Here is an 11,468-nt window from a genome sequence, read left to right on the forward strand (position 1 = left end):
CCTTGAATCGCAATCGCGGATAAGGAGATCTAAGCATGACTTTCAGAAATTGGCGTATAGGAATTCACATTCAACAGGATAGCGTCGCCATCGTGGCGCTGTTGTACGAACGCGGGCGTTGGGCTTTGCGTCGCTGGTGGCGAATTCCGCTACCGCCCGGCCTGGTGGCGCAGGGCAGCATCGTTGACCTTAATGAGATGGTGAAGCGGTTACGTGAATGGCGCCGCGAGCTGCCGTTACAGCATCAGGTGTGCATTGCGCTTCCCGCCAGCCGTACGCTGCAAAAGCAGTTGCCCGCGCCACAGGTGTCGCTGCGGGAAAGCGAAAGAGCGACATGGATAGCGGGCACGATGGCGCGTCAGCTGGAAATGCCTGCCTCTTCGCTGTGTATCGATTACGCCGCCCGCGCGGCAAACGATGGCTGGCAGGCGACGGCGGCTCAGCGTTTGGATATCGACGCCCTGCGTCAGCTGGCGCGGCGGCTTAAGCTGCGCCTGGCGGCTATCGTACCGGATGCGGCTGCTCTCACTTCTTTTTTTCCCTGGCTTACTGACGAGACTCAGGGCCTGGTCTGGCAGGGGGACGCGCAGTGGTTATGGGCGACCCAGGAGCGCTGGGGCTATTGTCCTTGCGCTGAAGCCCCCTCTTTCTCGCACTTAACCTCGCGCCTCAATGATGAACAGTTCCAGCTCTGTAGCAGCCTGCCGTTGGCGGAAAATAGCTTCGATTGCTGGAGCGCGATCCACCGCCTGCAGCCGCCGCTTCCCGCCTGCGGCGATCGCTTTGCTATCGCGCTTGGTTTGGCGCTGGGAGGTAAATAATCATGGCGCAGCAGATTAATCTTCTGCCGTGGCGCGAGACGCGACGGCGGCAACGCTTGCGCCTGGGCGGGCTGCTGGCGGCGGCGATGGCGCTAAGCATCGCCACTCTGACGATAGCGACGCGCACGTTACGTCAGATGGATGTGGCGCAGCAGGTAATGCGCACCCAGGCCGACAATCTGCTTTATTCCGCGCTGTTGCAACGCGAGCGGGAGATGCGTGAGGAAATACAGCGCGGTGAGCGGCAGGCACGGCGAGCGCAGCGGCGGGCGGCGACGCATGCCTGGCAGCCGCGACTGTTATCGCTGGCTGCACTATTGCCGGAGCCGCTGTGGCTGACCAGGCTGGACTACCAGCCGCAGGGAATCACCCTCAACGGCCTGGCGCTGAACCTCAAGGCGGTGGCGGCGCTGGAAAAAGCGCTCAGCAAGCTGGAGGATTTTCAACCGGTTACGCCAGGGGCGACGCAGCGTGATGCACAGGGGCGCTGGTCATTCAGCTTTTTCCTTGCAGGAGAAACCACCGATGCGGGTAGCGATTGAATGCCTGCTGGCGCTGCGTGGGTGGTCGTTGATGTTACTCTGCGGCGCAGTGTTGGCTGCGGCAATGTGTCTGGCGTTTTCGCTTGCTGCTGTCAGCGTTTCACCGCCCGCGAATGTGCCGCTACAGGCGCAATGGCGGCGAATATTGCCGCTGCGCGCCACGCTGCAGCAACGCGTAGTCCATAGTTGGACGGCCCGGCATTTTTCGCCGCTGGAGCCGCCTGTCGCCGGCGTCGCCTTACAGGCCTGGCAACCGAGGGGGCGCGGTGGCGAAATGCTTGCTGTGGTTGACTGGCAGGCGGTGCCGCCGCTGTTTGCCTGGCTTGCCGATTGCGGGGTACACCCTGGCGCTTTTTCATTGAATGCCGAAAAAGGAGCGTTGCAGTTGTCGCTGCAGCTGGAGAGGGACGATGAAACATAAAGGATACATGCTGTTGTTGGTTTGTCCTCTGCTGACAGGGGCGCGGGATCCTTTTTTACCCGTCGAGGATCGCTGCCAGATCACGCCACTGACACAGTGGCGCTACGGCGGCGGAACTGGCCACCCGGCGCTGTGGCTGGCTCTTATTCAGGATCACACCGGTCAGTGGCGGCGTGTACGACGCAACGACGTTTTGCCTGGCGGTTGGCGAATTCGACAGCTAACGGCAGAAACATTAACTCTGGAGGCCAGCGCCGGGTGTGAACCCGCAAGCTGGGTCTGGCCACGTAAGGGAAGCCAACATGATGCGAAGGATAAGCCCGTTGCTACTTCTGCTGTTGCCGTTGCTGGCCGCGGCGACGAAAAAAGAACCGCCGGTGTCGCTGGTGGTCGATGATGTACCGGTGGTCCAGGTACTGCAAAGCCTGGCGGAAATGCAAAATCTTAATGTAATCGTGGCGCCGGAGGTCAGTGGTACATTGTCGCTCCACTTAAACAGCGTTCCCTGGCGACAGGCGCTCCAGTCGGTTGTCGATAGCGCCGGGCTGACAATGGCCCGGCAGGGCACGGTGTTGTACATCCATACACAGGCGTGGCAGCAAGCAAAACGGGCGCAGCAGGAAGCCGAGCAGGCCAGACGCTGGCAGAATCTGCCATTACGTAACCACAGTATCCCGCTGCGCTATGCCGACGCAGACGAACTGGCGAAATCCGGGGGCAAGCTGTTGAGCGCCCGCGGCACGATGACTGTCGATCGGCGTACTAATCGTCTGCTAATCCGCGACGACGATCGTCATTTGCCGGCGCTGAAGGCGTGGGCTGAAGAGATGGATCTGCCGGTCGGGCAGGTGGAACTGGCGGCGCACATTGTGTCAATGAGCGCGACCAGCCTGCGTGAGCTTGGCGTGAAGTGGAGCCTGGCGGAGGCCAGCAGTACGCCGGGGATGGGGAAAATGACCAACCTGAGTAGCAACCTGGCGGTGTCAGATGCAACCACCCGCGGCGGCTTTAATATCGGCCGGATCAACGGGCGATTACTGGAGCTGGAGCTTTCCGCGCTGGAGCAAAAGCAGCAGGTGGACATCATCGCCAGTCCACGCTTGCTTGCGTCGCATTTGCAACCCGCTAGTATCAAACAGGGCAGCGAAATCCCCTATCAGGTCTCCAGCGGAGAAAGCGGCGCCACCTCGGTTGAGTTTAAAGAGGCGGTCCTGGGGATGGAAGTGACGCCGACGGTGCTACAGCAGGATCGCGTGCGCCTGAAGCTGCGCATTAGCGAAAATACGCCAGGCCAGGTACTGCAGCAGGAGAATGGTGAAGTGTTGGCAATTGATAAGCAAGAAATTGAAACCTTAGTCGAGGTGAAAAGCGGCGAGACCCTGGCGCTGGGCGGTATTTTTTCGCAAAAGAATAAGTCGGCGCGCGACAGCGTGCCGTTGCTTGGCGAAATCCCCTTGCTCGGGCAGCTGTTTCGCCATGATGGTAAAGATAATGAACGACGTGAACTGGTTGTCTTCATCACGCCGCGTATTCTGGCAGTACATTAAGCGGGTTTTTCATGCTAAACACGTTTCAGGTGTTTGACGCGGGGACGGATTTAGCATACAAGGGGTACCGATTTGAGAGTCGGGTACGACATCAATCCTCCCTTTATGTCCGGCGATTTTATTCTGTTGCCAAACCAGCCGGAGTATTGAGATAATTTTTAGTCTGACTCTCGCTCTATTGCATATGAGGTTTCAGTTCATGTCCTGCTGCGCTGGGTGTCTGCGAAGCGGGTTTATCATTAACGAATAGTCTTAGTAGTACCGAAAAAATGGCAGAGAAACGCAATATCTTTCTGGTTGGGCCTATGGGTGCCGGCAAAAGCACTATTGGGCGCCAGTTAGCCCAACAGCTCAACATGGAATTTTACGATTCTGATCAAGAGATTGAGAAACGCACTGGCGCAGACGTCGGCTGGGTCTTCGATGTCGAAGGCGAAGAAGGCTTCCGCGATCGTGAAGAAAAAATCATCAATGAGTTGACGGAAAAACAGGGAATCGTACTCGCCACTGGCGGCGGCTCAGTAAAATCCCGTGAAACGCGTAACCGTCTCTCCGCCCGCGGCGTGGTGGTCTACCTGGAAACAACGATCGAAAAACAACTTGCTCGTACGCAGCGCGATAAAAAGCGTCCTTTATTACAAGTAGATGCGCCGCCACGTGAAGTTCTTGAAGCGTTGGCAGATGAACGTAATCCACTGTATGAAGAGATCGCCGATGTCACTATCCGCACCGACGATCAAAGCGCGAAAGTCGTTGCAAACCAGATTATTCACATGCTGGAAAGCAACTAATTCTGGCTTAATAAAGTGCGTCAGAGTAAAGCAACTGAGGTGGACGTCGCGTTATGGAGAAGCTGACTGTAACTCTCGGGGAACGTAGTTACCCGATTACCATCGCGGCTGGTTTGTTTAACGATCCAGCTTCTTTTCTGCCACTGAAATCAGGCGACCAGGTCATGCTGGTCACCAATGAAACGCTGGCGCCGCTTTATCTTGATACCGTTCGCTCCGTACTGGAGCAAGCGGGTGTCAACGTTGACAGTGTGATCCTGCCGGATGGCGAGCAGTATAAAAGCCTGGCGGTGATGGATACGGTATTTACCGCGCTGTTGCAAAAACCACATGGCCGCGACACCACACTCGTGGCGCTCGGCGGCGGCGTGGTTGGCGATTTAACCGGTTTTGCCGCGGCGAGCTATCAGCGCGGCGTACGTTTTATTCAAGTTCCCACCACGCTGCTTTCGCAGGTGGACTCTTCGGTTGGCGGCAAAACGGCCGTAAACCATCCCCTCGGTAAAAATATGATTGGCGCCTTCTGGCAGCCGGTTTCCGTGGTCGTCGACCTTAATTGTCTCAAAACCTTGCCGAAGCGTGAGCTCTCCTCCGGCCTGGCTGAGGTTATTAAGTACGGCATTATCCTCGACGGCGAGTTCTTCTGCTGGCTTGAAGACAACATCGATGCGCTGATGGCGCTGGATGAATCAGCGATGGCGTACTGTATTCGCCGTTGTTGTGAGCTAAAAGCCGAAGTTGTCGCTGCTGACGAGCGCGAAACCGGGTTACGTGCTTTACTGAATCTGGGACATACATTTGGCCATGCTATCGAAGCTGAAATGGGCTACGGTAACTGGCTACATGGCGAAGCTGTGGCGGCAGGAATGGTCATGGCGGCGCATACGTCCGAGCGTTTAGGGCAGTTTAGCGCGCAGGATACGCAGCGTATGATTGCGCTGTTGCAACGTGCAGGGTTGCCGGTACGCGGGCCGCAGGAAATGTCTGCAGAAGCGTATTTGCCTCACATGATGCGTGATAAAAAGGTACTGGCAGGCGAAATGCGCCTGGTATTACCGCTCGCTATAGGAAAGAGCGAGGTCCGCGGCGGAGTGTCGCACGATGTAGTTCTTGGCGCGATTGCTGATACTCAGCAGGCGCAACAATAAGAAGGTCTAGCCGCGTCCGCGCGGCGTTATCATTTCGGGCAACATGCAATAATCGTGAGCATAAGCCTTTTAGTGGGGTGTTAAATGGATGATTTCAAACCAGAAGACGATATGAAAGCCGATCGCAACGATCGTCGTGCTGGTCGTTCCCGTCAGTCTTCCGAGCGTGACGCCGATCCGCAGATCAATTTCGACGATCTCGATCTTGAGGCCGATGAAGGCCGTCCGACGCGCGCGAACAAAGCCCGTCGTGAACGCGATGAAGAAGAGTACGAAGAGGACCTCGAGTCCGAAGAAGAAGTAGAAGAAGAGCAGCAGGTTGAACGCCGCCCGCGTAAACGCAAAAAGGCCCCTGCTAAACCGGCTTCCCGCCAGTATGTCATGATGGGCGTCGGGGTGCTGGTACTCCTGCTGCTGATTGTCGGCGTGGGTTCGGCGCTGAAATCGCCATCTTCTTCCAATGAATCCGCTTCTGGTGAAAAGAGCGTTAATCTGTCAGGCGATCAAAGCATGACCGCTGACCAGAACAACAATGCCGCGCAGCCGGTCGATCAAACTGCGGGCAACACCAACCAACAACAGTCGCAGGACGTTTCTCTGCCGCCGATCGCCTCTAATCCGACTCAGGGTCAACCCGCCTCCGAGCCGCAGGGCCAGCAGCGTGTGGAAGTTCAGGGCGACCTGAACAATGCGCTGACTCAACAGCAGGGTCAACTGGATAGCGCTGTTGCTAACTCCACCTTACCGACCGAACCTGCGACCGTTGCGCCGATGCGTAATGGCGCCGCGCCGCGTCAAACGACCGAACGCCAGACGGCCGCCGCGCCGCGTCCTGCCGAGCGTAAACAGGTGGTGATTGAACCGAAACCGCAAAGCAAGCCGCAGGCGACCGCCAAAGCGCCGGTTGAAACTAAGCCTAAGCGCGTAGAGAGCGCGCCGGCGGCTACCGCCAGCAAGCCTGTCGCCACTGCGCAGACTAAACCGGCTGCGACAACCGCGCCAACGGCTACCGCGACTGCGCCTGCCGCAACGACCTCCACCCCGGCGGCCACCGCGCCTGCGGCGACCGCAGCGGCTGGCAGCAAAACGGCTGGCGATGTTGGTTCGATGAAGTCTGCGCCGTCTGGCAACTATACGTTGCAGCTCAGCAGCTCCTCTAACTACAACAACCTGAATAACTGGGCGAAGAAAGAGAAGCTGGAAAAATATGTTGTCTATGAGACGACTCGCAACGGTCAACCGTGGTATGTGCTGGTTAGCGGCATCTACGCTTCAAAAGATGAAGCGAAACGTGCTGTCGCCACGCTCCCTGCGGATGTTCAGGCGAAAAATCCATGGGCAAAACCGCTGCACCAGGTACAAGCTGACCTGAAGTAATGCCGCGAGTAGTCTTAAGCGCAGGATGCTGTCGGAGCGATTTCTCCACAGCCGGAGAAAGTGTAATTAGTTAGGCAGCATGAAAAAGAATCGCGCTTTTCTGAAGTGGGCAGGGGGGAAATACCCCCTGCTTGACGATATTAAAAAGCATTTGCCGGAAGGTGAATGCTTGATTGAGCCCTTCGTGGGCGCCGGGTCGGTATTCCTGAATACCGACTTTTCTCGTTATATTCTCGCGGATATCAATAGCGATCTGATCGGTCTGTATAACATCGTCAAATTGCGCACCGACGAATACGTCAGCGCGGCACGTGAGATGTTTACGCCGGAAAATAACGCCGCGGAGCGCTACTACCAGTACCGTGATGAATTCAACCAGAGTCAGGATCCCCTGCGTCGCGCGGTGCTGTTCCTGTATCTGAATCGTCATGGCTACAACGGCCTGTGCCGCTACAACCTGCGCGGCGAGTTCAACGTGCCGTTTGGCCGCTACAAAAAGCCCTATTTCCCCGAGGCTGAGCTCTATCACTTCGCCGCCAAGGCGCAGAACGCCGAGTTTTACTGCGAATCTTATGAAGAGTGTATGAAGCGCGCCGATAGCCGGGCGGTGGTCTATTGCGATCCGCCGTACGCGCCGCTGACGGCGACGGCGAATTTTACCGCCTACCACACCAACAGCTTCAACCTTGATCAGCAGGTACTGCTGGCGAAAAAGGCGGAATCGTTGATGAAAAAGCGGATCCCGGTGCTTATCTCAAACCACCGCACGCCGCTGACGCAGGAGTGGTATAAAAACGCGGCGGAAACGCATATTGTGAAGGTTCGGCGCAGCATCAGCAGCAATGGTGGTACGCGTAAAAAGGTGGACGAGCTCTTAGCGCTGTACCGTCCACCGAAGACCAAATAAATTTCAAGGAGATGCGGATGAAGCAGTATTTGATTGCCCCTTCGATTCTGTCGGCTGATTTTGCCCGTTTGGGCGAGGATACCGCTAAGGCACTGGCGGCGGGTGCGGATGTCGTACACTTCGACGTCATGGACAACCACTATGTGCCGAATCTGACGATTGGCCCGATGGTACTGAAGTCGCTGCGCAACTACGGCATTACCGCGCCGATCGATGTGCACCTGATGGTAAAGCCGGTCGACCGCATCATTCCTGATTTTGCCGAAGCCGGCGCCAGCATTATCACTTTCCACCCGGAAGCCTCTGAACACGTCGACCGCAGCCTGCAGCTTATCAAAGAGCATGGCTGTAAAGCGGGGCTGGTATTCAACCCGGCAACGCCGCTGAGTTACCTCGATTACGTTATGGATAAGCTGGATGTGATCCTGCTGATGTCGGTTAACCCAGGCTTTGGCGGCCAGTCCTTTATTCCGCACACCCTTGAAAAACTGCGTCAGGTGCGTCAGCTTATCGATCAATCCGGTTACGACATTCGCCTTGAAGTCGATGGCGGCGTGAAAGCCAGCAATATTGGTGAAATTGCCGCCGCCGGTGCGGATATGTTTGTCGCGGGTTCGGCGATCTTCGGCCAGCCGGACTACAAAAAAGTTATTGATCAAATGCGTAGTGAATTAGCGAAGGTTAGTCATGGATAAATTACAGGCCATCCGCGGCGTGGCATTCGACCTGGACGGTACGCTGGTCGATAGCGCGCCGGGTCTAACCGCCGCCGTTGATAGCGCGCTTTATGCGCTGGAACTGCCGGTGGCAGGTGAAGAACGCGTCGTGACCTGGATTGGCAACGGCGCAGACGTCCTGATGGAGCGGGCGCTGAACTGGGCTCGCCAGGAGCGCGCCACGTTACGCGCGGCGATGGGGAAACCTTCCGTCGACGATCATGATATACCGCAAGACGAACAGCTACGCGTTTTGCGTAAACTGTTCGACCGCTATTACGCCGAAGCGGCGGAAGAAGGTAGTTTCTTGTTCCCGGCGGTGGCCGATACGCTCGGCGCGCTGCATGCCAAAGGCCTGCCGCTGGCGCTGGTCACCAACAAACCAACGCCGTTCGTGGCGCCCTTGCTCGAGGCGCTGGATATCGCGAAATACTTTAGCGTGGTGATCGGCGGCGACGATGTGAAGAACAAAAAGCCGCATCCGGATCCGCTGCTGCTGGTGGCGCAAAAGCTCTCTCTGACGCCTGCCGAACTCTTGTTCGTCGGGGATTCGCGCAATGATATTCAGGCGGCGAAAGCGGCAGGTTGCCGCTCTATCGGTCTGACTTACGGCTATAACTACGGCGAGCCGATAGCGCTGAGCGAGCCGGATTTTATCTTTGACCAATTTAATGAACTCTTGCCCGCTCTTGGGCTACCGTACAGTGAAACTCAGGAATTAAAAAATGACTAAGCCCATCGTTTTTAGTGGCGCACAGCCCTCAGGTGAATTGACCATTGGCAACTATATGGGTGCGCTGCGTCAATGGGTAAACATGCAGGATGACTATCACTGTATTTACTGCATCGTTGACCAGCACGCGATCACCGTGCGTCAGGATCCGCAGAACCTGCGTAAAGCAACGCTGGATACGCTGGCGCTGTATCTGGCCTGCGGTATCGATCCGCAAAAGAGCACCATTTTCGTCCAGTCTCACGTGCCGGAACACGCACAGCTGGGCTGGGCGCTCAACTGCTACACCTATTTCGGCGAACTGAGCCGCATGACCCAGTTTAAGGACAAGTCCGCGCGCTACGCCGAGAACATCAACGCCGGTCTGTTTGACTACCCGGTACTGATGGCCGCTGACATCCTGCTGTACCAGACCAACCAGGTACCGGTAGGCGAAGATCAGAAACAGCATCTTGAGCTGAGCCGCGACGTTGCGCAGCGCTTTAACGCTATCTATGGCGATATCTTTAAAGTGCCTGAGCCGTTTATTCCTAAGTCCGGCGCGCGCGTCATGTCGCTGCTGGAGCCGACCAAGAAGATGTCCAAGTCCGATGACAACCGCAACAACGTCATTGGCCTGCTGGAAGACCCGAAATCGGTAGTTAAGAAGATCAAACGCGCGGTGACCGATTCCGACGAGCCGCCGGTTGTCCGTTACGATGTGCAAAACAAAGCGGGCGTTTCCAACCTGCTGGATATCCTCTCCGCCGTCACCGGCCAGAGCATTCCGGAGCTGGAACAGCACTTTGAAGGTAAAATGTACGGCCATCTGAAAGGTGAAGTCGCCGAAGCCGTTTCCGGGATGCTGACCGAGCTGCAGGAGCGCTATCACCGTTTCCGCAACGACGAAGCGTTCCTTAATCAGGTGATGAAAGAGGGCGCCGAGAAGGCCAGCGCGCACGCTTCTAAGACTCTGAAAGCGGTATATGAAGCGATTGGCTTTGTCGCTAAGCCGTAATAAGGCTCGCTGAAGGTAAAAAAACCGGGATTATCCCGGTTTTTTTGTCTTTGTCAGAGCGCATTAGCTTAATGGTGAGAAAACCAGTTCAGCTTGTCGCGTAGCGCCACCACGCGGCCCACGATAATTAACGCCGGGCTGGCCATCTGCTGCGCCAGGATATCCAGCCGATCCAGAGTGCCGGTGACGACCTTCTGGTTGACCGCGGTGCCGTTTTCGACGATAGCGGCCGGCATATCCGCCGCCATGCCGTTGGCGATCAGTTTTTCGCGGATCGCCGGCGCCTGGTTTAGCCCCATATAGAACACCAGCGTCTGTTTTTCCGCCGCCAGATTTTGCCAGTCGAGATCGCTACCGGTTTTCAGATGGCCGGTGATCAGGCGTACGCCCTGGGCGAAATCGCGGTGGGTGAGCGGAATGCCGGAGTAGGCCGAGCAGCCGGAGGCGGCGGTGATCCCCGGCACCACCGAGAACGGAATACCTGCCGCGCAGAGGGTCTCCAGCTCTTCGCCGCCGCGGCCAAAAATAAACGGATCGCCGCCTTTCAGACGTACAACACGTTTGCCGCTTTGCGCTTCGCGCAGCAGGATTTGGTTAATCTCCTCCTGCGGCACGCAGTGATAGCCTGCACGTTTGCCGACAAACACCCGATCGGCGTCACGGCGCACCAGGTTCATAATGTCGTCGGAGACCAGTCGGTCATAAACCACTACATCGGCCTGCTGGATCTGCTGTAGTCCCTTGAGGGTGAGCAGCCCGGCATCGCCCGGACCGGCGCCCACCAGCACCACTTCGCCGCGATGTTCCAGCGGCTCATTCAATAACTGTTCCGTGGTGTCGGCAACGGCCTGACGATCATCGTTCGCCAGCGATTGGGCGAGACGATCGTTAACAAACAGCTTTTCCCAGAAGCGGCGGCGCTCGCCGACGGTAGCGAACTGTTTTTTCACCCTTGAGCGCAACTGCCCGGCATAGCGGGCGATTTGCCCGAGGTGCAGCGGCAGCAGCGATTCGAGCTTTTCACGCAGCAGGCGCGCCAGCACCGGGGAGGTACCGCCGGAAGACACGGCGACCATCAGCGGCGAGCGGTCGATAATTGACGGCATGATAAAGCTGGCCTGACGGGGCGCATCCACCACGTTGCAGAAAATACGCCGTGATTCAGCGGCCTCGCTGACCTGCTGATTAACGACATCATCGTCGGTGGCGGCGATCGCCAGCCAGCAGTTATCGAGCAGCGCAGGATTGAAATCGCCCTGCGCCAGCGTCAGCATTTGCGCCTCGGCCCACACCTGAAACTGCGGAGTAAACTGGCGTGAGTTCACCGTTAACCGGGCGCCTGCGTCGAGCAACAGGCGCGCCTTGCGTTCAGCGACATCGCCGCCGCCGACCAGCAAGCAGTCGCGATCGCGTAGTTGGCAAAAAATAGGTAAGTGGTCCACGGCAGATCCTCACGGCAAGGGGGGAA

The 11,468-nt window shown here is 57.2% G+C and carries 13 protein-coding genes; 12 read left to right on the plus strand and 1 reads right to left on the minus strand.

What is annotated here, in order from left to right; genetic code table 11:
• The first annotated feature begins 35 nt into the window (after window positions 1-35).
• The 12 genes from pilM to trpS all read left to right on the plus strand — a co-directional run bounded on the left by pilM (window position 36) and on the right by trpS (window position 10,000).
• Window positions 36-821, plus strand: a complete 786-nt coding sequence (gene pilM / locus ABLV07_RS09995; RefSeq protein WP_015369382.1) for a pilus assembly protein PilM — start codon at window positions 36-38, stop codon at window positions 819-821.
• Between the two features lie 2 nt (window positions 822-823).
• On the plus strand, window positions 824-1,363 hold the full coding sequence (locus ABLV07_RS10000) for a PilN domain-containing protein (RefSeq protein ID WP_139397225.1): 540 nt from the start codon (window positions 824-826) through the stop codon (window positions 1,361-1,363).
• The gene (locus ABLV07_RS10005; protein ID WP_032713179.1) at window positions 1,347-1,784 is read left to right on the plus strand and encodes a hypothetical protein; all 438 of its coding nucleotides are present in this window, start codon (window positions 1,347-1,349) and stop codon (window positions 1,782-1,784) included. The genes ABLV07_RS10000 and ABLV07_RS10005 overlap by 17 nt, the downstream gene beginning before the upstream one ends.
• Window positions 1,774-2,181 carry a HofP DNA utilization family protein gene (locus ABLV07_RS10010; protein WP_072001163.1) on the plus strand — a complete coding sequence of 136 codons (408 nt, stop codon included), beginning with the start codon at window positions 1,774-1,776 and terminating at the stop codon, window positions 2,179-2,181. The genes ABLV07_RS10005 and ABLV07_RS10010 overlap by 11 nt, the downstream gene beginning before the upstream one ends.
• Window positions 2,087-3,331, plus strand: a complete 1,245-nt coding sequence (gene hofQ / locus ABLV07_RS10015) for a DNA uptake porin HofQ (RefSeq protein ID WP_151085431.1) — start codon at window positions 2,087-2,089, stop codon at window positions 3,329-3,331. Before ABLV07_RS10010 ends, hofQ begins: the two co-directional genes overlap by 95 nt.
• 269 nt (window positions 3,332-3,600) lie before the next feature.
• Window positions 3,601-4,122: a shikimate kinase AroK gene (gene aroK / locus ABLV07_RS10020; RefSeq protein WP_002920267.1), complete on the plus strand. Its 522-nt coding sequence runs from the start codon at window positions 3,601-3,603 to the stop codon at window positions 4,120-4,122.
• Between the two features lie 53 nt (window positions 4,123-4,175).
• Window positions 4,176-5,270, plus strand: a complete 1,095-nt coding sequence (aroB, locus tag ABLV07_RS10025; RefSeq protein WP_015369386.1) for a 3-dehydroquinate synthase — start codon at window positions 4,176-4,178, stop codon at window positions 5,268-5,270.
• A gap of 84 nt (window positions 5,271-5,354) precedes the next feature.
• Window positions 5,355-6,647 (plus strand): cell division protein DamX, encoded by a 1,293-nt coding sequence (gene damX / locus ABLV07_RS10030; RefSeq protein ID WP_032713181.1) that lies wholly within the window; start codon window positions 5,355-5,357, stop codon window positions 6,645-6,647.
• 79 nt (window positions 6,648-6,726) lie between these two features.
• Complete coding sequence (gene dam / locus ABLV07_RS10035; protein WP_015369388.1) at window positions 6,727-7,554, plus strand: adenine-specific DNA-methyltransferase; 828 nt, start codon at window positions 6,727-6,729, stop codon at window positions 7,552-7,554.
• A 17-nt stretch (window positions 7,555-7,571) separates the two neighbouring features.
• Window positions 7,572-8,249, plus strand: coding sequence for a ribulose-phosphate 3-epimerase (gene rpe, locus ABLV07_RS10040; RefSeq protein ID WP_015369389.1), 678 nt, complete (start codon window positions 7,572-7,574; stop codon window positions 8,247-8,249).
• The gene (gph, locus tag ABLV07_RS10045; RefSeq protein ID WP_020077804.1) at window positions 8,242-9,003 is read left to right on the plus strand and encodes a phosphoglycolate phosphatase; all 762 of its coding nucleotides are present in this window, start codon (window positions 8,242-8,244) and stop codon (window positions 9,001-9,003) included. The genes rpe and gph overlap by 8 nt, the downstream gene beginning before the upstream one ends.
• A complete protein-coding gene (gene trpS, locus ABLV07_RS10050) occupies window positions 8,996-10,000 on the plus strand; it encodes a tryptophan--tRNA ligase (RefSeq protein WP_015369391.1) in 1,005 nt (334 codons plus the stop codon). Before gph ends, trpS begins: the two co-directional genes overlap by 8 nt.
• Window positions 10,001-10,068: 68 nt before the next feature.
• Here the strand turns inward: trpS and cysG are convergent, their stop codons facing one another.
• Window positions 10,069-11,442, minus strand: a complete 1,374-nt coding sequence (cysG, locus tag ABLV07_RS10055) for a siroheme synthase CysG (protein ID WP_032713182.1) — start codon at window positions 11,440-11,442, stop codon at window positions 10,069-10,071.
• Window positions 11,443-11,468: the final 26 nt, after the last annotated feature.

It is taken from the genome of Klebsiella sp. CN_Kp097, assembly GCF_040064495.1.
Lineage (GTDB): Bacteria > Pseudomonadota > Gammaproteobacteria > Enterobacterales > Enterobacteriaceae > Klebsiella > Klebsiella aerogenes.

What these genes read in the sequence shown, in the direction of transcription:
- ABLV07_RS10005 (WP_032713179.1), top strand. Translation starts at nt 1,347, where the DNA reads ATGCGGGTAGCGATTGAATGCCTGCTGGCGCTGCGTGGGTGGTCGTTG.
- ABLV07_RS10000 (WP_139397225.1), top strand. Translation starts at nt 824, where the DNA reads ATGGCGCAGCAGATTAATCTTCTGCCGTGGCGCGAGACGCGACGGCGG.
- hofQ (WP_151085431.1), top strand. Translation starts at nt 2,087, where the DNA reads ATGATGCGAAGGATAAGCCCGTTGCTACTTCTGCTGTTGCCGTTGCTG.
- damX (WP_032713181.1), top strand. Translation starts at nt 5,355, where the DNA reads ATGGATGATTTCAAACCAGAAGACGATATGAAAGCCGATCGCAACGAT.
- trpS (WP_015369391.1), top strand. Translation starts at nt 8,996, where the DNA reads ATGACTAAGCCCATCGTTTTTAGTGGCGCACAGCCCTCAGGTGAATTG.
- ABLV07_RS10010 (WP_072001163.1), top strand. Translation starts at nt 1,774, where the DNA reads ATGAAACATAAAGGATACATGCTGTTGTTGGTTTGTCCTCTGCTGACA.
- pilM (WP_015369382.1), top strand. Translation starts at nt 36, where the DNA reads ATGACTTTCAGAAATTGGCGTATAGGAATTCACATTCAACAGGATAGC.
- aroB (WP_015369386.1), top strand. Translation starts at nt 4,176, where the DNA reads ATGGAGAAGCTGACTGTAACTCTCGGGGAACGTAGTTACCCGATTACC.
- rpe (WP_015369389.1), top strand. Translation starts at nt 7,572, where the DNA reads ATGAAGCAGTATTTGATTGCCCCTTCGATTCTGTCGGCTGATTTTGCC.
- dam (WP_015369388.1), top strand. Translation starts at nt 6,727, where the DNA reads ATGAAAAAGAATCGCGCTTTTCTGAAGTGGGCAGGGGGGAAATACCCC.
- gph (WP_020077804.1), top strand. Translation starts at nt 8,242, where the DNA reads ATGGATAAATTACAGGCCATCCGCGGCGTGGCATTCGACCTGGACGGT.
- aroK (WP_002920267.1), top strand. Translation starts at nt 3,601, where the DNA reads ATGGCAGAGAAACGCAATATCTTTCTGGTTGGGCCTATGGGTGCCGGC.